Genomic DNA, 23688 nt, shown 5'->3' with positions numbered 1-23688 from the left:
GGTAGCGACGTTACACGACGGAGATGTTGCATCGACCGGCCCCGGGGGTCCACTGGCGAGTTTCTCCGGCATGCCGTGCCGGGGGGATTGACCGGGCTATCACTTGCAGTGTGACACGAACGTCTCTAGATCGGGGGACGTCGCACCCTGCCGAGGCGGCGAAACTCTCCCCGAGCGATGCATCTCCATCATCATCCATTCTGCCCCCACTCCCGCTTCGTCCGTCTCCTCCTGAGCGAGTACGGGCTTGAGCCGACCCTCGTCGAGGAGCGCGTCTGGGAGCGACGGCCGGACTTCCTCATGCTCGATCCCGCCGGCGCCACGCCGGTGCTGGTCGAGCCGAACGGCTTTGCCGTGCCGGGCGCCACGATCATCGGTGAATATATCGACGAGACGCGCGGCGCGAGCTATGGCGACCGCCGCATGCTGCCCGTCGACATCGGTGCGCGGGTCGAGGTGCGGCGGCTCGCCGCCTGGTTCAACGACAAGTTCTTCCTGGAAGTGTCCGAGCCGCTGGTGCGCGAAAAGATCTTCAAGCGCTTCATGCCCCGCGAATTCGGCGGCGGCCCGCCGGACATGCAGGCGATCCGCGCGGCCCGCGCCAATGTCCGCTATCATCTGCAATATATCGGCTGGCTGCTGAAGGCGCGGAACTGGCTCGCGGGTGACCGCCTCTCCTATGCCGACCTTGCCGCAGCCGCCCACATCTCCTGTGTCGACTATCTGGGCGACGTGCCGTGGGACGAGGACGAGACCGCCAGGACCTGGTATGCGCGGATCAAGTCGCGCCCCTCCTTCCGCCCGCTGCTGGCGGTGACGATGGCCGGCATTCCCCCCTCCGCGACCTACGCGGATCTCGACTTCTGACGCCGGAAGCGGCGAAGGTCCTTCTGTTCGACCTCGCCCGGAGCGAGGGGTTCGACGCCGCCGGCATCGCTGCCCCGGATGCCATCCCGCAGGCCGGACCGCGCCTGAAGGAGTGGATCGCGACCGGCGCCCATGGCGACATGGACTGGATGCCGGAGACTGCCGAACGCCGCGCCAGCCCGCGGGCGCTGTGGTCCGAGATCGGGGCAGTGCTGATGCTTGGCCTCAATTACGGACCGGACCAGGACCCCCGCCACGTCCTCGCCGAGCGCAGCGCCGGCGCCATTTCGGTCTATGCGCGCGGCGACGACTATCATGAGCTCATCAAGGGCAAGCTCAAGCGCATCGCTTCGCGCTTCGTGCCGCGTGCCGGCGGCGACGTGAAGGTCTTCGTCGATACCGCGCCCCTCATGGAAAAGCCCCTCGCCGCGGCCGCCGGGATCGGCTGGCAGGGCAAGCACACCAACCTCGTCTCCCGTGAGCGGGGCTCCTGGCTCTTCCTCGGCGCCATCGCCACCACCCTGGCACTTCCGCCTGATGCGCCCGAGCACGACCATTGCGGCTCCTGCCGTGCCTGTCTCGACGCCTGCCCAACGGCGGCGTTTCCCGCCCCCTACCGCATCGACGCCCGGCGCTGCGTCTCCTACCTCACCATCGAGCATCGCGGCCCGATCCCGCATGGCCTGCGCAAGGCGATCGGCAACCGGATCTATGGCTGTGACGACTGCCTCGCCGCCTGTCCGTGGAACAAGTTCGCCGCCCTTGGCCGTGAAGCCCGCCTTGCCGCCCGGACCGAGAACCGGGCACCCGCGCTGGCGGAACTCGCCCGGCTTGACGATGCAGCGTTCCGCCTGCGCTTCTCGAAAAGCCCGATCAAGCGCACGGGCCGCACCCGCTTCCTGCGCAACGTGCTTGTCGCGATCGGCAATTCCGGAGACGCCGCGCTCGTGCCGGATGCCATCTCGCTGCTCGCCGACCCTGCCGCACTGGTACGCGGTGCCGCGGCGTGGGCGCTGGGCGAACTTTTGGCACCAGGCGCGTTGGAAGAACTGCGCACAGCCCATCTGGCGAGCGAAGACGATCCGCAGGTGCGGGCGGAATGGCTCGCTGCCGGTTCCATGTTAGGAGACCCCCCCGCCCACCAGAGCGCGAACACGTCATGACGACGCTTCTCTGCCTCGGCTACGGCTATTGCGCGCAGCGCTTCGTCGCCCTTCACGGCGACGGCTTCACGCGCATCCTCGGCTCGACGCGTGAGGCCATGCCGAGCCCTGCCGGACGGGTCGAGCTCATTCCCGCCGCTTCCCCCGCACTGATCGACGCCGCCGGTCGGGCGGACGTCCTGCTCGTTTCCGCCCCGCCGGGCGAAACCGGCGATCCGTTCGCCGCAAAGCTCGCGCAAGCCCTCGATCGCGCCGGGAGCGGCGTGATCGCCTATCTCTCCACCATCGGGGTCTACGGCGATTCCGGCGGGGGCTGGATCGACGAAGACAACGCCCCGCCCGCCACCAATCCGCGCGGCCGCCGCCGGCTGGAGGCGGAAGCCGAATGGCGCGCGCTCGGCGAGCGGCGGCAGCGTCCGGTCGCCCTGCTGCGGCTCGGCGGCATCTACGGGCCCGGCCGCAATGCGCTGGAGGACCTGCGCAGCGGCAAGGCGCGCTGCATCGAGCGCGAGGAGCAGGTGTTCAACCGGATCCATGTCGACGACATCGCCAATGCCCTCGCCGCAGCCATCAAGACCGGCTTCGACGGAGCGGTGAACGTCGTCGACGACGAGCCCTCCCCTTCCTGCGCGCCCGTGCGCTACGCCGCGGAATTGCTCGGCATCGCGCCACCGGCACCGGTTCCCTTTGCCGAAGCCGCATCTGCCATGTCGCCCATGGCGCTGTCGTTCTGGCAGGACAACCGCCGCGTCCGCAATGAGCGCCTCAAGTGCCGGCTCGGCGTCACGCTGCGCTACCCGGACTATCGCGCGGGCCTCGCCGCCCTCCACCAAACGAACCGGCGATAACCAGACACAACGGCAACCCGCGCACGGACACCCTCTGGACAGCAAGGGGCTCAAGACCCATCCCGCGCACCGTACCCGCCGCTCCAGCGCAATGCGGCGAACGCCTCGCAGGAGTCGCGCCAAATGATTGCCCTGAGCCTCGGCGTCCACCTCGTTCGCGTTACGGATGGGGGCGCGGAGTGGATGTGAATGCTGGCCGTGCGGACGGGGCGGACGCAATGTACCGTCGGCGCCTGGTCGGCCGAGGCCGGGCATCGGACAGGTTCGGCGAAGAGCCTGATGCCTGCCTGTTGTGGGGAACGCTGCGAACAGTTGCCCGCATCGAAACCCTCGGCTATGAAAGGCGCGTTCTCAGGGCATTTACATTCGCCCCGGGCACCCGTAGCTCAGCTGGATAGAGCGTTGCCCTCCGAAGGCAAAGGTCGCACGTTCGAATCGTGCCGGGTGCGCCAATTATTTCAAATACTTAGCTGCTCAGACACCTCTGCCCGAGTGAAGCTACTCACCAAATACTCACCAAAACGGCCGCACCTAGGCGCGGCCGTTCTGAAGCTGTCGGTCCGGCAGGATGGTCAGGCGGCGGTCTGTTCAACGGGATCGTCTATCCTCTCGAATTCGACCGTCACCGGGGCTGGATCAACCGCTTCAGCCTTCCATGCCGCCTTTGCAGAGCGGACCGCGTGCACCTCTTCCAACACCTCCGGCGGATCAACGATCCGACCCTGGCTGTAGCCCCACGACAGGCTCCCTTCCCGCATGGCCGGCAGCCGCACGGAACCGGAGAGCACGTTCGGGGGCGCCACCACGGGGTCGGCCGGGCGATATTCAATCCGGCGGAACGCACAGCGGTGAACGGGTACATGCGAGCGCACAGCCCATAGCGGGTTATGTCGAGGGTCGCTTACCCTGGCTACGCCCACATCTGCCCCGGTCGGCTGCACTAGGCTCTGATTGTCCAGCGGCTGCGACATGCCCTCCGCAACCCAGAGGAATTCAACCCGGTCGCTCAGCACTTCCCGCTGCCGGCGGGGGAACCGTGCGTGTGCCTCCGTGCGCGCAATCGGTGGCTTGCTGGTGGGAAGATCGGCGTTCGCCGCGTCGACAATCAGGTCGGCACCAGCGACCGCCTCCATCAGATCAACGAAGATGCCCACGAGGTGCGGATACTCCTTCGCAAGCCGTTTGGCGGCGGCATCGCGCGCGGCCAGCGCGTGCTCGTAGCGCTCAACCCGCATGACTTCCTGCGCCTGCTTCTGGGCTTCGGCACGACGCTCCTCGAGAGCCTCGACATAGAGCCGTGCATCCGCCAGGCGGTCGGAGGCCGCGGCAAGGGCCTGCTTGTGACGCGCGCGGTCGGGCTCGCTCGCCGTCAGCATAGCCCTGCGCTCACCCTGAAGGCGCTCGACCTCGGCGCCGGCTTCGGCCACGACTGCACGGGCGTCTTCCACGGCAGTGGCGAGATCGGCCGGCGATCGCTGCGGGTCTTTCAGGATGTTCTTCAATGCGTCGAAGATCTTCATCGTCGTCTCCATTGGAGGGTGCAGGAGTTGGCAGATTGCGTGGTGCCTGCGCTTGTCGTCAGCCGGTGCCCTGAAGGCCCATATCGAGGCTCCAGTCGCCAAAGATTGATCCTTGCGGCGTGACGTTGGCCTTGGTGCCGGGCGGTGCGTTGGCGAATCGGACGTTCAGGGTGGCCCCGCCGCGAACGGCGGAGCCTGCATCGGCCTGCCGCACACCCCGCTCCATGGCGTAGAGGCTCGGACGATCGGACAGGGCGCCGTACCGCCCGCGCGACGGTTGGGACGGCGTAGCCGGCGCCGAATTGAGTGCCGGAGCGCCGCGTGGGCGATTGGTCGGCTGGACCGTCTCCCCATGCGGGCCGTTGGTGGCCGGCGTGTTAATCGACGGCACCGTGAACGATAGGCTTTCCCACAGACCCTTGATGCGATCGATGATCCGCTTGAAGGGGCCGAACAGATTTTCCTCAAGGAACCCGCCAAGCCACGATAGCGCATTTTCCAGCGCGCCCCGCAGGTCCGTGCCGAATGTCTCGTCCACCACCGCGAGCAGGCCCCGGATGATCGACTTGAGGGTCTCGAACACCCCCGTCCATATCCCGACGATGCCTCCGAACACGTCGCCCGAGAACATCGTCTTGAAGCCGTTCCAGATGCCCGAGACGCCTGCGGAAAATTCCTGCCAGTTGTTCAGCGCTCCGGCGATGGCCGCGACGCCGAGGATTACAGGCCAGCCGCCGAGGGCGAGAAGGGAGGCGCCAGTGCGCACGATGCGGCCGGCAACGGTGCCGATCGCCCACGCCGTCTTCAGGAGCGGCAGCCACACAGGTGAGGAGAGAATGGCAGCAAAGCCGATGAATGCGTTCCTCCATCCACCGATTTTACCAATCGCCCAGTCGATGCGCCTGAAACCTCGCTCGGTCTGCTCGACAAAGCCCTTGATGTCGAAGTCCTTGAAGGCGTCACGCAGGCTCTCCACGACCTGCCGAATTTTAAGGGCAATCCATTGGCGGTTGACGGCAATCCATTCCCGGAACTGCCCGAGCATCGGCGTCATGACCGGCTCCAGTTCCGAGCCGATGGTGAGGCCGAGACCGTGGAGGGAGGTCCCGGTCTTGTCGATTTCATCGCTCAGCCGCTTGGCGCGCTTGATGTCCTCTTCCGACAGGATGATGCCCATCTTCCGGGCTTCCGCCGCCAACTCTTCGAGCCCCCGCTTCCCGTCCGCCAACATCGGCACCAGCGCGGCGCCGCTCTCCCCGAAAAGTGCCATAGCCATGCGGGCGCGCAGCGCCGGGTCGGTGTTCTTCTCGAACGCCTTGGCAAGCTGCGGCATGATCGTCGCAAGAGGCTTGATGTGCCCCTTCGCGTCCTTGGCCGAAATGCCGAGTTTATGCAGAAGCGCGGCGGCATCCTTGTTCTTGCCACGGCTCGCATCGACCATCGTCTTCTGAAGCCTGCTGAGGCCAGCATCGAGGGCGCCAGCCGAAGCGCCGCTCGCCTGTGCGGCGTAGCGCCACTCCTGAAGCTTCTCCCCGGACACCCCGAGCCGCCCGGCCACGTCGGACACCTCGGCTCCAGCGGCGGCGAACGACTTCGCGGCGGAATAGGCCGCCGTCGCAACCGCGCCGAAATAGGTGGCCACTCCGAGCGCCGCGACAGACCCCACGGCAGCGAAATTCCACGCCACCGTCTTCAGTGCGCCGCCGACCCCAGCCAGAGCTCGGCCCGTCAGGACCGATGCCGAACGCAGCCCGCTCATGTCTGAGGCCACGCGCTTCAGAGCGGGATTACGTGCGACCCCCGCCATGGTCGCACTGATGCGTGCCAGTGTCGGGGAGACGCGATCGCTGATTTCGGCAACGCCGCGGATGTCGAGAGGCTGGCTCATGCTCGATCCTCTGCCTTTCTGTTGCGCTCCATGAAGGCGACCGTGTCCTCATGGTCCTGAACAAGTTCCAAGAGCGGCTTGGCGAGGTAGTGATCCGGCGTGGCCCGCCAAAACCACGCCAGATCGAAAGCCAGCCTCACGACGTCGGAGGGATGGTCGAATCCCCGAAAAAAGGTGCGAGACCGACGGCTAGGCGGATGAGGTCCCCACCGCCGAGCTTGTCGACCGCCATGGGCGTGAGTGCAGGTTTCGCGAGCAGCACCGCGTATTGCGCCACGCGGTCCATATCGAAGTCGATCGCCCCCGACGGCAGGGACATGAAGGGAAGGCCGATCCGGCGGATTTCAGCGCCCGTCGGCTCCCTCAGTTCGACCTCCTGAACTTCTTCTCCAAAGGCGGTGGTCGAACGGGAAAACGTAATCGTGGTCATGAGATCTCTCCATGAAGCGCCGTACCGGCACAGAGGGCTTGATGAGGCAGGAGGCTGGATGGCTGCCACGCGAGGACGTCAGCCTCGTCCGCGAAGCCGAGACGAACGGCCTCACGACCGGACATGACCGCAGCCGCATCGAGGAGTTGCTCGATCGTCTCCGAGTGCAGGCCAGTCCGCGCGGCGTAGATCGCCACGATGTCCAGGGCCATGCTGGCGCAGGCATCGGCGCGATAGGCGACACCGGCCGCAATGAGCTGAAGCGCCTTGTCGGACGTCATGGAGACCTGCCGGGGCCGGTGGATCATCATCTCCGCCCCGGCCCGCATCACGACGTGATCACCGGCCATGGCGATGATGGAAGCGGCCGATGCAGCAAGCCGGTCGATGATGATGGTCACCGTCGCCGGATGTTGCGCGAGCAAGGCCCAGATCTTCAGACCCTCGCCGAGGGATCCGCCGCCGCTGTTCAGTCGAACCACCACCGGCCCGGCCATCTCGGCGAGCGCCGCCTCTACATCTGCGGCGCGGATCATCGGCCAATAGGGATCGGTCGTCCCGATCGCCCCCCAGAGCCACAAGGCCCCGTCGGCAACGAGTTTTTGGGCGGCTACCTGCATGGGCCGGTCCGCCGAATATTATCATTACCCCATAGGAAAATTTTATCGCTAGGGATGTCCCGAGCCTCCGAAACACCCATGGCCGGGGGTAGCCGGGAAGGACCCGAACGAAAGGAACTTTCTTCTGAATTATCTTTGGAGCAATTTTCTTTTGAAATCGATAGAGAAAGCCGATCGCCTTGCGACGGTCTTTTGCAGCCGTGCCTACGGCTATCCTGCTTGTCCGTCATCCTCTCGGCTCCATCATCCCGGCCCGCGAATGGTCGGTGCCGACGGTCCCCTCTTGCTGAGCCATCCATGCGTGCAGGGTGGAGCGGCGGGCGCAGATGATGGCGCCAAGGCGGAACGTCGGCAGGTCGCCGACGCTCACCCGGTAGTAGATGTGCTTGGGAGGGAGGCCGAGAAACTCGGCAATGGCAGATGCCCCATAGAGTACATCACCGTCAGAAACGATCTTGACCATCGTGAGCCCTGTGTCCTTGTTCATGGACGGTCAGTTGAATAGCTCAGACAGTTATAGCTCAGTTCGTTTAATATAGGATCAGATCAGAAATCGAATACTTCTTGCATTTCAGGTCATTTACATTCCGACCTGCTTTTCAGCCAAGCGTCGAGATCACTCTCCCGAATACAGAGCGGCGACGTCGGACCCGACGCCATCTTGAAGACAGGCAGGCCTTCATAGGCAGCGTAGCGCCACACAGTGGCGGACGAGACGCCGAGGCGCTTGGCGATGACTTTCATGGTGCGAAGGACGCGGTCGGACATGGCTCACCTTTCACGCGCGAGGAATCGGGAATGGGCGATCTGTTCGGCAGCCAGCCGCTCGGCCTCCGCCCGTGGCAGGCCTTCGTCATATTCGAGGATGCCGGCACGCTCGTCGTAGGCGTACCGCCACTCATTTTCGTTTCCGCCATCATCGTTTTCGCGGGGAACAAGGGGAACAGAGGGAACAATGCCCACAAACCCTTTATCCTCAACGCTTTGTGCTGTTCCCCGACTTGTTCCCCAGCCTTCCGGGGCGTGGGGAACACGGGGAACAACACCAGCCGACCGCGATGCGTTCTCAGCTACATCGTTTTGCCGGGGAACGTGGGGAACACGGGGAACGGAATATCCAAGTGTATGATTTACAATGGCTTTTCCTGTTTCACCTTTTGTTCCCCGGCGTTCCACGGGCTGGGGAACAAGGGGAACAGGCCGGCTCTTGCTGGCGAAGATGGCGAAGCGGCTGAGGTCCGGCATGGGCATCTCCTCAGAACAAGGGCCCGCCGGCCGCTACAGGCGCGGGCTCCGCCTCGCCCAGGATGTCCGCCGGGATGACGTAGCAGCGCACCGCATTGGCGAAGCCCGGCAGGCGGGTCTTCACCTGGGGCTTGCCCTCGCTGTCGGTGGCGAGATAGCCGCGCCGGGCCAGCGTGCGCGCCACCGCCGCCGCATCGAGGCCGGCACACACCTCAGTGCGCCATGCCTCCGGCAACACGAGATATTCGATGCCCCCACCATCGGCACGGCGGCGGAAGCCGACGCGATTGCTGATGCGCTGCTCGACCGGGCCGCCGAAACCGTCTTTCGGTGCCAGATCGCCCATGGCCTCGAAACGCGAGGTGCCGTGCAGTTCGATGAACCGGCGCACCGTGGCGATCCCCTCGCTTTCCTCCGCAGGCTCCACGCCACCGCGCATGGCAAGCCAGTCCCGGAAGCAGCGCGCCGCCGCCCGTGTCGCCTCGCCCGGCTCCCAGGGCAGAACATCGGCGAGCGTCGCCATCTCCCCTGCGGCGGCGACAAGGCCGAAGCGGGCCGCCACGCGGCTCACCTGCCCGTCGGCATCGGTCGGGCAATTCTCTTCGAGGAACTCATCTACATAGGCTTTGACGTTCGGTGCGATGGCATCGAAATTGTCGACCAGCGTGCGCAGGAAGGCGATGCTGGCGTGCCCGTAATGCTCGCCGGCCGCCATCTTGAGGTGCCGGGCAAAGGCATCGGCCGAAGGAAAGCCGTGCAGGTTCTCGAACAGGCCCATCCCGGCCCCGGCATCGGCGGGAATGTCCACGATGCGCACCTGCTGGCCTGCCGCCGCCTTCCGGCCCCGGCCATCCTCCGCGATCTTGTCGGCAAGGCTCAGTTCGCCGCTCGACAGGAACAGCAGCCGCCACTCCGCCGCCGGCCGGGCCTCACCCGTGCGGCTGGCGCGCGCCTTACCGACCCCATTCGCCAGCATATAGGCGATCTGCCCGGCCTCGCGCCCGTCCACCTGCCCCATCTCGTCGAGGCAGAGCAGGCAGTCGCAATGCATGCTGGCGATGCCCTCGATCCCGTTCGAGGTGGCGCGCCAGGTGCGCACATAGCCCCGGATGCCGCCACCGCCCCAAGCCGAGCCGGCGACTACAAGTGCCGTGCTCTTGCCGGTCGAGGACGCGCCGCGGAAATGGAAGCCACCGCTCTCGGCTCCTGTCGGATAGAGCAGCGGGGCGGCAAAGGCGGTCGAGAGCGCCAGCACCAGCCGGGAATTGCCGACAGCATAGCGGGCGACATGCTCTTTCCATCCCTCAAGGGTGCCGGCATTGCGCATGGCGTGGTCGACCGCGCCATTGGTCTGCAGGATGATGCGTTCAGCCATGGGCCGGCTCCACTGTGAGGGTGCTCAGGGTGAAGGAGCGGACGTGCCAGCCGACCCGGCCCACGCAGCGGGCCTTCACCTCGGGGCGGGCGGTCGAGATGTATTCGTGCAGGGCATCGCGGGCGAACTTGCCCGGCGCCATGACGAGGCCAAGGGAGAGGAGGCGCTCGCGATAGGCGGTGCCGTCACCGGCAAGCATCGCCATGGGCATCGCCCATTCCTTGGTGCGCCTGTCGCGATCGGTGACGACGAGCAACCGCCCCCATTCTTCGCCGTCCGAGCTGCGGGTTTCCGCTGCCACATCGAGCAGGGAGCAGAACCACCGCCATTCGACGGTGATCATGCCGGTTTCCTTGTCCGCCCGCTCGATGCGCTTCTCGACACCGTTCGCTGCCAGCCGGAAGGGCCAGCGGGTGGTTTCCTCCGGTTCGCCGGCCTCGCGACGGCGCAGCGTCTCGCGCTCCTCGGCATCGCGATAGGGCGGCAGGAACGCCGGATCGCTGTAGAGCGCCGCCACCGCCTCGGCGGTCCAGCCTTCTTCCAGCGCGTCGGCAAGGTCCCAGCCCTCCGGCAGCGGCTCGTCACGCAACAGCTTCTCGCCGTCCTGCCAACGCCATGCTCCCAGCCGATCGGGAGGGAGGTGCAGGACGGCATCCGCGCCGGCCGTGCGCACCAGATCGCACACCTTGTCGCCGAATTGCTGCCCGGCCCCGTCATTGTCGATGGCGATCACCACGACACGGCCGGCGAGCGGGGCGAAATCGGTCAAATGCGGGCTCTTGGCGCCATGTGCCGGCGTCGTCACCACCATGTCGGGGAACAGCACCGCCGCAGCGTCACGCGATTTCTCGCCCTCCGTGATCAGCACCATGTCCTCGGGGCGCGACAGGATCCGCGAACTCCAATGCGTCACCGATCAGCGTGGAGGCGATACTCGCCATCAACACCATATCGGCGATGCGCGGCTCGAACTCCGCGACCGCGTGGCGGAAGGAATCGCTGGCGCTCGCCATCACAGCCACCCCGCTTCGAGGTCGTCGGTGCCGTTGTAGGAGATGCCGCGCTCATGGGCGCACCAGCCGAGACTGGGCTCATAGTCCGAGGTGTCCCACTCCGCGTCATGAGTGTCCTCGGCGTCATCAGGGCCGGACCGAACGAAGCCCATTCCGTAAGTCTCGAGCGACGTGTTCTCGCGCGGGTCGTCATCCTCCGGCGCATCGTCTTCCTCTGCGTCCTCGTGCAGGCAGGCAAGCCGAACGGCCCGCCACCCCTCCGGTGCCGAGGCATCCAGTTCATCGCCATTGGCCTCGCAGTTCTCGTCCGGCAGGGCGTCGCTGGCGCGGACCCATTCGGCCTCCGGCCATGTGCCGGGCTCGTCGTCATTGTCAGGACCGTCCAGTTCATTCAGCAGGTCCAGCAGCGCCTCAATTGTCGCCTCCGCCTGTCTCCTCAAGGCCGCCTGCTCCACCATGGTGAAGCTGCGGACATAGTTTTCCCGTTCGCCGGCATGGGTGCCCATGGGCGTGCTCCTGTGATAGAGATGATACAATTAGAACATAGATGACTGTTCTAAATGGATCAATAGATATGTTCTCTTCGGAACAATTGAGAGCAGCGCGGGCATTGCTAGGGCTCTCTCAACAGGAGGTGGCGACGGCCGCCGGCATCTCCACCATGACGCTCAAGCGCGCTGAGGGCTCCGGCAAGCCAGCCGCTTCGGCGGAGGCGATGGAAGCAATCGGCCGCGCCCTTGAATCTGCCGGCATCATCTTCGTCTCGGAGAATGGCGAGGGGCCGGGGGTGAGGTTGAGGAAGAGAGTATGAGCATCCTCCGGATTGAAAGAACCCAGCCACGCCCGGGCGTGGTCGAAGAGCCGTTGCTGACGCCGCGCGGATATAAACTGGGCGATCCACTCTACGGCCGGCGCAAGCACCACGCAGAATTCGCCGTCTATGTGAAGACGTTGGAAGAAGCCGCAGCGTTGATCCGCCGGGGTCACTCTCTCTGGATGCATGCGAGAGGCAAGCGCGGGTCGCTCATCTCACCCGGAAGTCTGCGTATCGTCGAAGCCTGAAGTTGCAGGCGTCGAATTCATCGCGGAGAATGGCTGCGGTGCCGGGGTGCGGCTCCCAAGAGGGAATGGTCGCCTTCATGAGATTTGATCCTGCCCGGCATCCGAACGGCGCCAAAAAGCGACGCCACCATAACAATAAGGGATTGAAACAGGTTTGCTCTGACAAAACCTTTGAGCAAGTCAAGGGAATAGCGGAGCGGTTAGGCCTCCCCTATTCACCCCGCCCTAGAGCGCGGGAAGATGTCGGAGCCAAAACAACTTAACCAACCTTGAACCCTTCTTCCTAATGCGCTGCCGTCCACTCATCCGTACCCGTCAGCCGGCAGACTTTACTGCAGGCGGCAGCGGGGAAGCGAACGCGCGTACATTATTTTTGTGATACGGTTATTGCGTCCCTGATTTTCTGTGATACACATAATCACATGAAGATCACCAGCGACCCCACGAAGCGCGAGACGACCCTGCGGGAACGCGGGCTCGATCTTGAGGCCGATAGCGCCATTGCCTTCGCGGGCCGCACCCTGACGCAGCGCGACGACCGTTTCGACTATGGCGAGGATCGCTTCCAGTCCTACGGCATCGTGCGCGACCGGCTGGTGATGATCGTTTGGACCCCACGCGGCGAAGGTCGCCACGTCATCAGCATGAGGCATTGCCATGACAAGGAAGCCCGCAAAGTCCTCCCCCGTCTGGGTTGACCCCGACGACGCTCCGGAATGGACGGAAGATCAGCTCGACCGCGCCGAGCTGGCGGAAGGCGGCAAGGTGCTGCGCCCGGCGCAGGGTACGCTCACCCGAGGCAGGGGCCGGCCGAAGATCGACAAGCCCAAGGAACAGGTGTCGGTGCGCCTCGATCCTGACGTGCTGTCCGCGCTGCGTTCCGGCGGGCCAGGATGGCAGGTGCGGATGAATGAGGCGCTGCGCAAGGCGCTGGGTATCTGATCCTGCGTCTTGTCTTGCCTTGCGGGTCGGCTCGCTCCACACTCCGAAGCGCGCGGGCCTCCGCGAGTTCGGATGCGGAGAGACGCGGCGCGCCGCCAATGCGGGCGGTGTTCTGCTCGTAGACCGTGCCGTTGCGCTCGACGAGGCGGGGGCGGGAGGATTTATCCATCTGTCGGTTTCCGACAGATACGGTAGGCGCTGGCCGCAAAGCATCAATTCGGCGTGCACTCAATGAAGGCTGAGAAGGATTGAGCCTTCTCCGCGAGGTCGGCCGGCTTCAACGCCTCGCCAAGGGAGCCCGATTGGTACGATACGCCATTGGACTCAAGGAAGCTGGCTGCGATTGCGCTCTTGATCGCGAAGTTCACGTTCTGTGGAATATCATCGGTCGCGGCTGCCACCGCTACGGCGTTGATCTTCGCGACGACAACTCCGACCACGTTCCCGGACTCGTCGAGCAATGGCCCTCCGCTGTTGCCGGGCTGAACCGGCGCGGAAATCTGAAGACGGCGGGTATCGTCACCCATGCCCGCGGTCGCCGTTACCGTGCCCTTGGTAAAGTTGCCTGAGCTCGCGAGCAGGCCACTGAGCGGATAACCGAACACGGCGACATCCTCGCCCAAGCGTACGCCCAGGCGAAGGCGTGCGGTGGTGACGCTGCGCGCCGATGTCTCGACAAGTGCAAGGTCATTCACCGCATCCCGCTTTGCGACGCGGCCGGGCGACGTGCGTCCACTGACCGAGACAGCGACGTCTGTGCAACCCTTCACCACATGTGCATTCGTGAGGAGGCTGTCGGCAGCGATGAAAAATCCTGAACCGGACACGGCGGCATCGGTCGGTGCAGGATCTGAACGGCGGGACGATGGGGCTGTGCCGGGTTCGGGCGCTGCGGCGGGCGCATGGACTATCTCAACGATAGGTGCAGGCGGCGAGCGGCGCTGCTGCAGTTCGTTCTCCGCCCGGAAGAGATCGGACATTACCGTCGATAGCCGCTCACCATGTGCATCCGAGTCGGACGGCCAAACGAGCGAGAAGCCCACGATCCCACCGGCGATCGCTTGGAATCGGCTGTAGACCGACATGCCATCGCGATGGCTGCTGATGGCGAAGAACTGCGGTTTCAATAGGGAATAGTCGATCACATGCCCATCAGCGCCAAGTCGGGCGAGCATCGAAGCGTGTCCGCCGGCAAGCGAGACGCCGACCATCTGGAAGAACAATACGGTTACATTGTAGTGCGCTGATTTGAGGATCAGATCCCCATCCTCAACCCTCCGCTCGAGACCGAGACCCTGTGGGACCCACAGCGTTGCATTCCCGGCGGGATGGCGCACGCGCTCCAAGCCCCACATGCGAAGCACGGGCGACGCCGCTGTCAGCAGCGTATTATAATCATCGGACGTCATCACGCCCGTTGCCTCCCTTCCAACCGACGCCTGAAAAGCGCGGATCGCATCGAACAGCTTCGGCCCGAAACTGTCATTGGCGACCGCCGGCCAGTGTCCGAGCGTCGCCAGGAGCAATTGGATATCGCGGCGGCGCTCGACCGGGAGGGCCAGAAAGGCCGCACGGGCATCCTTGAGCGAGGTCGGTGCCAGCGCCGCGCGGCCTGCATCATCGCCAATCGGTCCGTTGCCATAGCCGGCTTCCGCCATGAAACGCCGAAGCCCTTCAGGAAAAGACAGTTGCCGTTGCTCGCTTGACGGACAGTCCGTCAGCGGCTTGGCCGTGGTGCAGACCGAGATGCCGAAATCAGTAGAGCGATCATAGAGTGGCAGCATGCGCTGCCACGCTTCCACACCCTCGCCTATGCGGGTCTTCGCTGCGACCCAGGCAGCAAGGAAGCCGTTTGACCGCCACAGCTTCGGCTCCGATTTGGCAAGGAATTCCATCCACCTTACGTCCTGCACGATCCGGCTGCGGAAGGCAGGCTGCGTCGTCACATCCTCGACGCGGGTGCCGTTCAGCCTCTCGATGAGAACGGGCTGCATCGACCCGGCATAGGAATCGAACGTATAGAGAAAGCGGTTATCGCCTCGCACGATCTCGGCCGTGCCGTCGTTGTCGACATCCTCGAAACTCATTCCCTCGCCATCAATGGTTCCGAGAGGAACCAGCTTCCATTCGCCGCCGGGGATGCGCGTGACGGCGACCATCGTCGTGCAGCAATGGGCGCCTCCCGAGAAGGAATCGAAGACGACTTCCGGTGTGCCGTTGGAGCGGTCCAGCTCGAGGATGCTGAGCGACGAATCGTAGTCCGCCGCCGTCTCGAATCGCTGCCTTAGGTCGAACAACACGCCAGAAGCGTTTCTGCCGATGAGATGGGCGGTCCAGCCTTCCTGCGCCGGCTCGCGGGTGAGGGTAACTTCGAGGCCGGCCATCCGCGCGGTGCCGGGCTTATCCTTCCCTACCTTTGCGGTCACCTGCGGCACTTCGGAATAGCGCCAGACCGTCTCAATATAGCCTGTGCCCTGGGAGAGCATGGCGTCGGCAGGCAGAGGCGGCCAGTCGACCGCCTTGCGGATGGTTTCCATTGTTCCGGCGTGCGGCTCTAGCGCGACCGCATACCAGCCGTTCCTGGCCTTAACGACGCGGGCTTGGCCTCGATAGGATCGAGCAATCCCTATTGCTGTGTCGAGATCCTGAGTGCTGGCGAGCATCACCCATTGCTTGTTACGCGGAGGCGTGAAGTCTTCTGCTCGGGCGCGCGCCAGACCACTGCCCAACACAGCCGCGGCAAGGACCGCAGCAATAATTTGTCGATACGACATCCCACCCCCAAAGGCACCCTGGGCAAAGCATACCGGGCGGGAAGCATCCTTCAATGATCTCTATCCGTTGGACGGGCAGTTCACACAGCCAAGGCACTCCTTCGATGCGACGCCCCGTGCTGGCGACTGCCGGCGTGATATTCGTGTCAGAGACGGCGAGGGGCCGGGGGTGAGGTTGAGGAAGGAACGCTGATGACGAAGACGATTGAGGATTTGAAGAACCTGCGCGCCAATCTCGTGGAGCGCCGCCGGAAAGAGGCATATCGGATCGGAAGCGATCACCATGATGACGGCATCGTGACGGTCGCCCATATCCAGCTCGCGATCGAAGCGATTGATGCCGTGATCGCCGAAGGCGCGGAAGAACCGGAAAGCCGCTACACGTTGGATAATTTGTAAGGAACAGACGGAGCTTACGGGACAAGCGCGCATAGCGGAAATGCTCAGCTATGCAAAAAGGCGGACATGCAATTCCGATTGAACGGATTGCCAAATCGCCCTATGTTTGTTTTGCCCACGGCCGCCTTCGAAACCATAGAGCTTCGTCGTTCGTTGTGATGAGGCTTAATCAAGGGTTTCCTTGTTTTCGGAGGAGGTATGAATGTTGGCTCGCACCCCAACTTTGGAGGATCTTGTTGCACGAGCTCGTGCTCACAAGATGACTCCCAATGAGCGCCGCATGCAGCGCGTGAGCCTCATTATGGGGCTGAAGGATAAGAATTCCTCCCTTACCCGTGAGCAGGTCGAGGAGCTTCTCGACGAGCACGAAGGCCATTCCACGGCAGTGACCGGGAAGCGATAGGATTGTATTTAAAGTAGTTCGGATGTTACGTAAGGACCCGGTTTTTCCGGGTTCTTTTTCGTGAGTCGAGCATGCGCGACGATAATTGGGAATTGGTCAACGGTCCCGCGGCTCACCACATCGAGTTCCTGAATTTCGCGAATCAGGTAAATGTCATCGAGGCGCTTTTTCGGTTACTGACGGCCCTTTTTGGGTCTCATCCCGAAAATGGCTGTCGCGCTCCACCGAATGCACGGGCACTTAAGGCGCTTCATCATGCTGGGACCCTCTTTCTCCTGATAAATCCGGGTGAGTACCGGGGAATTGAGGTGCGAGTCGGTCGACCAGATGGAACCATAGTGCATCAGCCTCCCACGTGCAGCGAAGTTGAAGGTCATATGGCGTCGTTTGAGGCTGATTTGACCGTCATGTGGGAAAAAGCGGACGCCATTGCTATAGCTGCTTGGTGTCTTTGGCGAATAAATTGGATACATCCGTTTGTGAACGGCAATGGACGCGCAGCTAGAGCGTTTGCGTATGCTTGTCTTTGTCTAAAAATTGGCGTCATGATTCCGGGGACGCCGACTGTTATAGACCTTATAATGAGTAACAAACCAGAATTCGAAGCTGCATTACGTGAGGCGGATTCAACATTTTCCGAGACTGGAAGTGCAGACTTAAGACCTATGAATGATTTTATTAAACGGCTTTTTATTGAGCAGCTGACGTCAATACCCGCGGAAGAAAATAATGGCACGTGACGCGATATTTTTGCCTATAATATTCGATTCAAAACAATTTACGACTTCATTACACTAAGGCGTGCATTTGTTTTGACTATGCCGCCGCGCCCTCGACGATCTCGCGCGCCGTGTCGCCCGGCCGGGGCTTTCTGACCTGTCCAGCCGCCCACAGGATCGCCGCCCGATAATGGCGCGCTCCAGCTCCTTGATGGCCGGCGCCATCGTTACCCAGCCCTGCCGCATCTCGACCGCCGGCAGCCCATCTTCGAGCAGGTCGTTCAGCATGTTACGGGCTATGTGCCGCTGATCACATGCTCGCATAGGGCATTAATCTCGGCTCGCTCAAGAAAGCGATCAGGTTTTGCATGAACGACCATTTGCATGGGCGCACCATTGCCTGCCCTACACATAGCTTCAATAGCTTCTGATAAAGAGGGGTAGAGGCAGCTTCCAACCCAATGGACTTTGCCGTCACTCGGGGGATTATCCCAGATCGTTGTCTGGTGCTCTGCATGTCTTGCAAGAAAGCTCGCAGGATCGAAATCTTGATCGCGCACAGAAACCACCTCCGGTCGAATATCCGACGTTGCACGTCCACTTTCGCACAGCAGCCATTTTTGGCGAACCCCAATCACACTCTGTTCCCCTTGTTCCCCGACTGTTCCCCACGCGGGGAACAAGCTGGGGAACAAGCTAACACATTGATATTACAGGACTTACCAGCATTGTTCCCCGTGTTCCCCGTGTTCCCCGCGAAAACGATGTAGCTGAGAACGAAAATCACTCTCCCGCGCGCGCCATGTGCGCGAGAATGGCGTCAGTCACCCTGTCGGCGGCGGCGACCAGGACACTATCGAGATGGTGGACATATCGGCTGGTAACGGTCCCGGCGGCATGGCCGAGCAGCGCGGCGATGGTACTTTCCGAGAACCCCAGGTCGCCAGCGGTGGAGGCATAGCTGTGCCTGAGGGTGTGAGCCGTGACGCTAGAGAGTCCCGTTCTTTTGACGATGCGGGCGAGGCCCGCCGGCAGGGCGCCATAGAACTCCGAACCGCCGCGCGCCGCCGGCAGCACGTAGGGGCAGCCCGGCCGTCTTGTGATGGTCGCCAGCAGGTCGAATACAGCACGACCGGCAGGCCGCACGCTGGCACCTTCCTTCGTATCCTCCAACCGCAGGCATTGTCCGGCCTCGTCGACCTCGGACCATTTGAGCTTGGCAATCTCACCAATGCGGCAGCCCGTCAGCGCGAGTAGATTCACACCCGCGAGGACCTGCTCGATCTCCGTCTCGCTGGCGGCTTGGCGCAGCGCCTCGCCCAGCTTGCCGTACTCCGCCGGCGTCAGCCGTCGCTCTCTTCGCTTGTCGGCCGGGCGCTTCACGCCCGTTGCGGGATTGGTGTCGATCACGCCATCCGAAACGGCATAGCTGAGGATGCCGCCGAGCAGGCCGGCCGTCCTGGCAGCCGTACCGGCACCTCCCTCCACGATGATCCTGCTACGTGCCTTTCCAGTCTTCCGATCCGCGGCGGTCTTTCCGGCCGCAACGTCGCGGATGAATTTGGCGATGTCCGCCTTTGACACGTCACGGACCAGCTTCTTGCCCAGTAACGGCTTGACGTGAGCGGCAATCCTGCCGCGATCGACATAGAGCGTGGTCGCTTTCTTTGCGCGCCCTCGCTTGCCCATGATCAGCCCCCTCTCGGCGGCAGCGATGTAATTGTCGCAAAGCTCCGAGACGGTGAGTGAGCTGCGGCGGGTCGCCCGTTCGAGCGCTGGATCTTCGCCTCGCACCGTCTCGCCCATGGTGGCAATGGCGAGCCTGCGGGCCTCCTCCGTCGTGATCTTGCCGTGCCGGCCGATCGTCATTCGACGTCTGACGCCATCAGCATTCCGGTAATCGACGAAATAGGTCCGCCGGCCAGTTGGATGGATATAGACGCCGAAGCCAGGCAGCTCGCTGCACCAGAGGGTGAACTGACGCTCCCTTGGTACGGCGGCATCGACCATGGACTTGGTGAGCCTGGGCACGTGGCAACCTTTGCCTTGCGGAAAAACTCACCAAATACTCACCACGAAATGCCCATCTCGGGAATATGCCCGCCATTTCGCACGATCAGAACAGAGCAGGAATACCGCTTATTTTCAGAGGCTTACCCTAAGGATGAAATCTCTGGCGATGTCGCGAAATTACCCGACCGAAATCCTCCGAAGGCAAAGGTCGCACGTTCGAATCGTGCCGGGTGCGCCATTTCAGAACAGAACTCTGAGCGCCGAACGCCGCCGATTTCCCTCCCGAAGCGGCGACGAGTGTTCGCAGCAATTCCGACTTCGATCCCATGATGCGAGCCTCGGCGTCGTCAACTTCGATGCGCTGTGCGAGTGCGCGCAGATGGTCACGGCGATAGCCGCCGTCCCAGCCGTATCGGCACCAAAGGCTCACACGCCGACTCGGCATTACTCGCCTTTGGCACACCTTTCATGCCGGGATGCGCCCTTAGGGTGATTGTTGGGCACGCCGGCGAGATCGGTGCCCGGGCCTCAGCGCCGAAACTCCGGGGTTTCGTCCAGAGAGCGATGGCCAAGTTCGCGCGAAATCTCATCCGCAGTGCGGCGAACCGCATAGGCCAAAGCGTCGATATGACTGGGTACGACGTCAAGAACGGTGCCGACGACACTTATTGCTGCTACGACACGCGCATGAAGGTCCAGCACCGGCGCAGCGATACAGCGGATGTTGGGATTGTCCTCCTCGTCGTCGAGCGCCCAGCCTTGATCGCGCACCTCGGCCAAGTGCGCGCGATATTGCGCCGGATCGGTGATCGTCTTCGGTCCCTTCTGTTCCCAGGTCGCATGCCGAAGCCGGTCCTCGACATCAGCGGCCGGGAGCCAGGCAAGCAACACCTTGCCCAGCGAGGAGCTGTGCAGCGACAGGCGTTTGCCGACCCAGGTGTTGACGCGGATCTCCCGCTGCCCTTCGACCTTTAGAAGATAAACCGCGGCGTGCCCCTCCAGCACGCCGAGATGGCAGGTGAGTTGCAACTCTTGCGACATGCGGCGCAGGAAGGGCAGCGCCTGATGCTCGATCTGCCGCTGGCCGACCGCGCGCGCGCCAAGCTCCAGCAGGCGCAGGCCGAGGACATAGCCGCGCTGCTCGTTCATCTGCAGCGCGCCCAGCTGGCATAGCGTGTTGACGAGGTGGTGGCAGCTGCTGTTGGGCAGATTGAGCCGCGCGCGGATCTCCGCGAAACGCAGGCCCGGCGTCTCGGCCAAAAGCTCAAGTATGGCGAACCCCTTGGTCAGGGCGGGAGCCGGTGACTTCGTCGAATGCGGATCCTGGTCGGTCATCGCCTGCCCCGAAACGTCGCACAGCGCACTATCAACGATACCTGCTGGCATCAACCGTCCTGACCCCATTGATCTTCGCTCGTCGCGGAATTAGCATGACCATATAACGAATTATAATTCCATATATGGAAATTTATTAGAGGAAGCACGTGTGCCGAGTATCGACCTTTCGCGGCAGATGGACGGTCCCTGACGCGCGATAAACGCCGGCACACCCGGTAGGAGGGAAGACGTCGTGACCGGTCGAGCCGGACCGGCTCCTTCGCTGCTCGACGCCGAATCTCCGCGTTACCAAGCAGAAGCATGTGACGCGCAATGATAAAGGTAAATAAATACCAGATCGTTCGATCTACATGCCGTGGAATGGTTCGGCCCGGCCGTCGGACATCAGAACATCAGAACATCAGAACATCAGAACATCAGAACATCAGAGGAAATGCCGCTCCATGAAGATTTACCAGACGATCAACAAGGTTCCCGGAGGGCTGATGGTTGTGCCGCTGTTTATCGGCATGATCATCAATACCTTCTTTCCAAACCTGCTCAAGATTGGAGGGTTTACCGAGGCGCTCAGCGGTACCGGGTATCCGACCGTGCTCGGCATGTATCTCTTCACCGTCGGCACGAAAATGACCTTCAAAGCCGCACCCACCATGTTGAAGAGGGGCTTCGGCATCCTGTTCGCGAAGGTCGGCGTGGCGATGCTCATCTCGCTGTCGGTCGCGAAATTTTTCGACGGCGAGCTGTTCGGCCTGTCCACGCTGGCGCTGCTCGTGGCGATGAGCGACACGAATGGCGGCATGTTCATGGCGTTGACCAGCGCCATGGGCAGCAAGGAGGATGCCGGAACCTATGTCGCACAGAGCATCGAAACCGGCCCCTTTCTGACGATGGTCATCCTGGTCGGCGCGGGGCTCGCCAATATTCCTTGGCTGTCGATGGTTTCAGTCATTGCTCCGATCTTCGCCGGCGCCATCCTGGGCAATCTCGACGATGATCTTCGTGAGTTCTTCGGCTCGAAGGAAGGGCTCGTTGTGCCTTTCATGGCCTTCACGCTCGGCCAGAACATCAACCTGAACAATGTCGTTGCCGGCGGTCTCTCCGGCATCCTGCTCGGCATCCTGGTGTTCACCGTGACCGGCCTCTGCTGCGTCTTCGTCGACAGGCTGTTGGGCGGCTCGGGCGTTGCCGGCGCGGCTGCGTCCAGCACCGCGGGCAATGCGGCGGCGGTACCGAAGGCCATCGCGGCGGCCGATCCCTCCTATGCCGCGATCGCTCCGGTCGCGACGGTGCAGGTGGCGGCCTCCGTCATCGTCACTGCGGTGCTCACACCCCTTCTGACGGCCTGGGTCTACCGCAAGGTGCAGAAGCAGAACGCCGCCAAGCTGGCCGAAGGATTGGTGGCAAGCGGTCCCGCGGCACCGTCCTTGGTGTCCGACCGTCCACTCTACGAGCAGGCCAAGTCCTGACCTTCTCCCAGCCTCACGGCGCGGTGGCCCGAGTTACTTGTCCCGGACCACCCGCCTCAACCGTACAGGCCTCCATCGATGATCAGCTATGAACAGGCCCGTCGCCTCGTCGCGGAAGGGCTCGCGCGGGCATCTGCCAATTATGCCGGCCGCCCGATCTGCGTCGCCACCTGCGATGCGCACGGTTTTCTCCTCGCCTTCGCGCGTGCCGACGGCGCCCCCGTCCGAAGCATCGCGATATCCCAGGGAAAGGCCTACTCCGCCGCCCGCATGGGAGTGGGCACAGACGTCTTCCTTGAGCGTTTGCAGCGGGAAAACATTCAGGCCAGCTCCTTTTGCGATCCCGGCCTCACTGGATTGCCGGGCGGAGCGGTGCTGAAAGACGCCGCCGGCGCGGTTCTCGGCGGGGTAGGCATCAGCGGCCTCGCGCCGAGCGAGGATCAGGCCATCGCGGATGGCCTCGCGCAGTCGTACGGCACTTTCTGATCAGGATCCGCATCATGACGAACCGGAAATCCGTTTATGTGACGCGCGCCATTCCAGTCGAGACGATCGAGGAACTGCGCGCGCATTTCGATGTCGAGGTCAATAACGACGACCGTGCCCTGAGCCGCGCAGAGTTGCAGGAGCGGCTGCGCGGACGGGACGCGGCGATCACGCTTTTGACCGACACGGTCGACGGCGAGGTTCTCGACGCCGCCGGGCCGCAATTGCGGATCGTTGCCAATTACGCGGTGGGCTTCAACAATTTCGATGTTGCCGCCGCCACCCGCCGCGGCGTGGTCCTGACCAACACGCCCGGCGTGCTGGACGATGCCACTGCGACGCACACCATGACGCTGCTGCTCGCCACGGCGAGGCGCATCGCGGAAGCGGATACCTTCGTTCGGCAGGGCTGCTGGCAGGGCTGGGCGCCGATGACCTTCGTCGGTCTCGATGTCGATCGCCGGACACTCGGCATCGCCGGCCTCGGACGCATCGGCCGGAACGTCGCTAAAAAGGCGCACGCCTTCGATATGAATATTATCTACAGCGATGTGAGGCCGGATCGGGCGTTCGAGGCAGCCTTCGGTGCACGCCATGTCGACAAGGATACCCTGCTGCGCGAAGCCGACTTCCTGACCCTTCATGTGCCGCTGCTGCCGGAGACCCATCACTACATTGGCGCGGCCGAGCTCCGGGCAATGAAGACGACCGCCGTGCTCATCAATGCGAGCCGAGGACCGGTGGTGGACGAGGTTGCTCTCGTCGAGGCGTTGCGCAGCGGCGAAATCTGGGGCGCCGGGCTCGACGTGTTCGAGGACGAGCCGAAGCTGGCGCCGGGCTTGGCCGAGCTTCGCAATGTTGTCATCGTTCCACACATCGCCTCGGCGACGCCGGCCACGCGCATCGCCATGGGCCGGATCGCCGCCGGCAACATCATCAAGGTATTGAACGGCCGGGCTCCGGAAACCTGCGTCAACCCGGACGTACTGCGGAAGACGGCCTGAAGCGTGGGCATGCGGATTCGAAAATAACGCGACCAGAAACGAGGAACGAAGATGAAGGTCGGATTTGTCGGTCTGGGGATCATGGGGGCGCCGATGGCGGGTCACCTGATCGA

Annotated in this window: 28 protein-coding genes and 1 tRNA gene; 15 read left to right on the top strand and 14 right to left on the bottom strand. The window is 63.3% G+C overall.

Annotation, left to right across the window (positions count from 1 at the left end):
• Positions 1–177 precede the first annotated feature (177 nt).
• From MWN34_RS08260 to MWN34_RS08245, 4 genes are all read left to right on the top strand, one after another.
• The gene (locus MWN34_RS08260) at positions 178–867 is read left to right on the top strand and encodes a glutathione S-transferase family protein (protein ID WP_247028410.1); all 690 of its coding nucleotides are present in this window, start codon (positions 178–180) and stop codon (positions 865–867) included.
• Entirely contained in the window at positions 864–2030 is a 1167-nt protein-coding gene (queG, locus tag MWN34_RS08255; RefSeq protein WP_247028827.1) for a tRNA epoxyqueuosine(34) reductase QueG, read from the top strand. Before MWN34_RS08260 ends, queG begins: the two co-directional genes overlap by 4 nt.
• Positions 2027–2878 carry an SDR family oxidoreductase gene (locus MWN34_RS08250; protein ID WP_247028408.1) on the top strand — a complete coding sequence of 284 codons (852 nt, stop codon included), beginning with the start codon at positions 2027–2029 and terminating at the stop codon, positions 2876–2878. The genes queG and MWN34_RS08250 overlap by 4 nt, the downstream gene beginning before the upstream one ends.
• A 375-nt stretch (positions 2879–3253) precedes the next feature.
• A tRNA-Arg gene (locus tag MWN34_RS08245) sits at positions 3254–3330 on the top strand.
• Between the two features lie 120 nt (positions 3331–3450).
• Here MWN34_RS08245 and MWN34_RS08240 read toward each other — a convergent pair.
• From MWN34_RS08240 to MWN34_RS08195, 11 genes are all read right to left on the bottom strand, one after another.
• Positions 3451–4398 (bottom strand): hypothetical protein, encoded by a 948-nt coding sequence (locus MWN34_RS08240; protein WP_247028406.1) that lies wholly within the window; start codon positions 4396–4398, stop codon positions 3451–3453.
• 58 nt (positions 4399–4456) lie between these two features.
• The gene (locus MWN34_RS08235) at positions 4457–6286 is read right to left on the bottom strand and encodes a phage tail tape measure protein (protein WP_247028405.1); all 1830 of its coding nucleotides are present in this window, start codon (positions 6284–6286) and stop codon (positions 4457–4459) included.
• Positions 6287–6422: 136 nt separating this feature from the next.
• Positions 6423–6716: a phage tail assembly protein gene (locus tag MWN34_RS08230; RefSeq protein WP_247028404.1), complete on the bottom strand. Its 294-nt coding sequence runs from the start codon at positions 6714–6716 to the stop codon at positions 6423–6425.
• Positions 6713–7336 carry a head maturation protease, ClpP-related gene (locus MWN34_RS08225; RefSeq protein WP_247028403.1) on the bottom strand — a complete coding sequence of 208 codons (624 nt, stop codon included), beginning with the start codon at positions 7334–7336 and terminating at the stop codon, positions 6713–6715. Before MWN34_RS08225 ends, MWN34_RS08230 begins: the two co-directional genes overlap by 4 nt.
• Positions 7337–7562: 226 nt before the next feature.
• Positions 7563–7823, bottom strand: a complete 261-nt coding sequence (locus MWN34_RS08220) for a helix-turn-helix transcriptional regulator (protein WP_247028402.1) — start codon at positions 7821–7823, stop codon at positions 7563–7565.
• 89 nt (positions 7824–7912) lie between these two features.
• Positions 7913–8104, bottom strand: a complete 192-nt coding sequence (locus MWN34_RS08215; RefSeq protein WP_247028401.1) for a helix-turn-helix transcriptional regulator — start codon at positions 8102–8104, stop codon at positions 7913–7915.
• A 3-nt stretch (positions 8105–8107) separates the two neighbouring features.
• A complete protein-coding gene (locus MWN34_RS08210; protein WP_247028400.1) occupies positions 8108–8581 on the bottom strand; it encodes a hypothetical protein in 474 nt (157 codons plus the stop codon).
• A 10-nt stretch (positions 8582–8591) separates the two neighbouring features.
• Positions 8592–9956, bottom strand: coding sequence for a DUF927 domain-containing protein (locus tag MWN34_RS08205; RefSeq protein WP_281502937.1), 1365 nt, complete (start codon positions 9954–9956; stop codon positions 8592–8594).
• A complete protein-coding gene (locus tag MWN34_RS19600; protein ID WP_281502936.1) occupies positions 9949–10827 on the bottom strand; it encodes a DUF927 domain-containing protein in 879 nt (292 codons plus the stop codon). Before MWN34_RS19600 ends, MWN34_RS08205 begins: the two co-directional genes overlap by 8 nt.
• The gene (locus tag MWN34_RS08200) at positions 10793–10969 is read right to left on the bottom strand and encodes a hypothetical protein (RefSeq protein WP_247028398.1); all 177 of its coding nucleotides are present in this window, start codon (positions 10967–10969) and stop codon (positions 10793–10795) included. Before MWN34_RS08200 ends, MWN34_RS19600 begins: the two co-directional genes overlap by 35 nt.
• Complete coding sequence (locus MWN34_RS08195; RefSeq protein WP_247028396.1) at positions 10969–11475, bottom strand: hypothetical protein; 507 nt, start codon at positions 11473–11475, stop codon at positions 10969–10971. Before MWN34_RS08195 ends, MWN34_RS08200 begins: the two co-directional genes overlap by 1 nt.
• 68 nt (positions 11476–11543) lie before the next feature.
• On the opposite strand from MWN34_RS08195, the gene MWN34_RS08190 reads away from it, so the two are divergent.
• The 4 genes from MWN34_RS08190 (at position 11544) to MWN34_RS08175 (ending at position 12973) form a co-directional block, all read left to right on the top strand.
• Positions 11544–11780 (top strand): helix-turn-helix domain-containing protein, encoded by a 237-nt coding sequence (locus MWN34_RS08190; protein ID WP_247028394.1) that lies wholly within the window; start codon positions 11544–11546, stop codon positions 11778–11780.
• Complete coding sequence (locus MWN34_RS08185; protein ID WP_247028392.1) at positions 11777–12031, top strand: hypothetical protein; 255 nt, start codon at positions 11777–11779, stop codon at positions 12029–12031. The genes MWN34_RS08190 and MWN34_RS08185 overlap by 4 nt, the downstream gene beginning before the upstream one ends.
• Positions 12032–12453: 422 nt before the next feature.
• The gene (locus MWN34_RS08180; protein WP_247028391.1) at positions 12454–12729 is read left to right on the top strand and encodes a BrnT family toxin; all 276 of its coding nucleotides are present in this window, start codon (positions 12454–12456) and stop codon (positions 12727–12729) included.
• Positions 12689–12973 (top strand): BrnA antitoxin family protein, encoded by a 285-nt coding sequence (locus MWN34_RS08175; protein ID WP_247028389.1) that lies wholly within the window; start codon positions 12689–12691, stop codon positions 12971–12973. The genes MWN34_RS08180 and MWN34_RS08175 overlap by 41 nt, the downstream gene beginning before the upstream one ends.
• A gap of 212 nt (positions 12974–13185) precedes the next feature.
• On the opposite strand, the gene MWN34_RS08170 is transcribed toward MWN34_RS08175, so the two are convergent.
• A complete protein-coding gene (locus MWN34_RS08170) occupies positions 13186–15801 on the bottom strand; it encodes a serine protease (RefSeq protein ID WP_247028388.1) in 2616 nt (871 codons plus the stop codon).
• Between the two features lie 138 nt (positions 15802–15939).
• On the opposite strand from MWN34_RS08170, the gene MWN34_RS08165 reads away from it, so the two are divergent.
• The 3 genes from MWN34_RS08165 to MWN34_RS08155 all read left to right on the top strand — a co-directional run bounded on the left by MWN34_RS08165 (position 15940) and on the right by MWN34_RS08155 (position 17289).
• Positions 15940–16146, top strand: a complete 207-nt coding sequence (locus MWN34_RS08165) for a hypothetical protein (protein WP_247028387.1) — start codon at positions 15940–15942, stop codon at positions 16144–16146.
• A 202-nt stretch (positions 16147–16348) separates the two neighbouring features.
• A complete protein-coding gene (locus MWN34_RS08160; RefSeq protein WP_247028386.1) occupies positions 16349–16549 on the top strand; it encodes a hypothetical protein in 201 nt (66 codons plus the stop codon).
• A 71-nt stretch (positions 16550–16620) separates the two neighbouring features.
• Positions 16621–17289 carry a Fic family protein gene (locus tag MWN34_RS08155; RefSeq protein ID WP_247028385.1) on the top strand — a complete coding sequence of 223 codons (669 nt, stop codon included), beginning with the start codon at positions 16621–16623 and terminating at the stop codon, positions 17287–17289.
• A 762-nt stretch (positions 17290–18051) separates the two neighbouring features.
• Here the strand turns inward: MWN34_RS08155 and MWN34_RS08150 are convergent.
• Both MWN34_RS08150 and MWN34_RS08145 read right to left on the bottom strand, forming a co-directional pair.
• Positions 18052–19278: a tyrosine-type recombinase/integrase gene (locus tag MWN34_RS08150; protein ID WP_247028384.1), complete on the bottom strand. Its 1227-nt coding sequence runs from the start codon at positions 19276–19278 to the stop codon at positions 18052–18054.
• Between the two features lie 531 nt (positions 19279–19809).
• Positions 19810–20667 (bottom strand): IclR family transcriptional regulator, encoded by an 858-nt coding sequence (locus tag MWN34_RS08145; RefSeq protein ID WP_247028383.1) that lies wholly within the window; start codon positions 20665–20667, stop codon positions 19810–19812.
• 302 nt (positions 20668–20969) lie between these two features.
• Between MWN34_RS08145 and MWN34_RS08140 the strand changes: the two genes are divergently transcribed.
• From MWN34_RS08140 to MWN34_RS19790, 4 genes are all read left to right on the top strand, one after another.
• A complete protein-coding gene (locus MWN34_RS08140; protein ID WP_247028382.1) occupies positions 20970–22085 on the top strand; it encodes a 2-keto-3-deoxygluconate permease in 1116 nt (371 codons plus the stop codon).
• 78 nt (positions 22086–22163) lie between these two features.
• Positions 22164–22571, top strand: a complete 408-nt coding sequence (locus MWN34_RS08135) for a GlcG/HbpS family heme-binding protein (protein ID WP_247028380.1) — start codon at positions 22164–22166, stop codon at positions 22569–22571.
• Positions 22572–22585: 14 nt separating this feature from the next.
• Positions 22586–23575: a 2-hydroxyacid dehydrogenase gene (locus MWN34_RS08130; protein WP_247028377.1), complete on the top strand. Its 990-nt coding sequence runs from the start codon at positions 22586–22588 to the stop codon at positions 23573–23575.
• A gap of 51 nt (positions 23576–23626) precedes the next feature.
• A partial coding sequence (locus tag MWN34_RS19790) for an NAD(P)-binding domain-containing protein (protein ID WP_425532081.1) occupies positions 23627–23688 on the top strand: 62 nt, incomplete at its 3' end.

The sequence above is a fragment of the Ancylobacter crimeensis genome (genome assembly GCF_023016805.1).
Taxonomy (GTDB): domain Bacteria; phylum Pseudomonadota; class Alphaproteobacteria; order Rhizobiales; family Xanthobacteraceae; genus Ancylobacter; species Ancylobacter crimeensis.
Note: the sequence above shows the minus strand (reverse complement) of the source record. Positions and strands in the feature narration are given on the sequence as shown.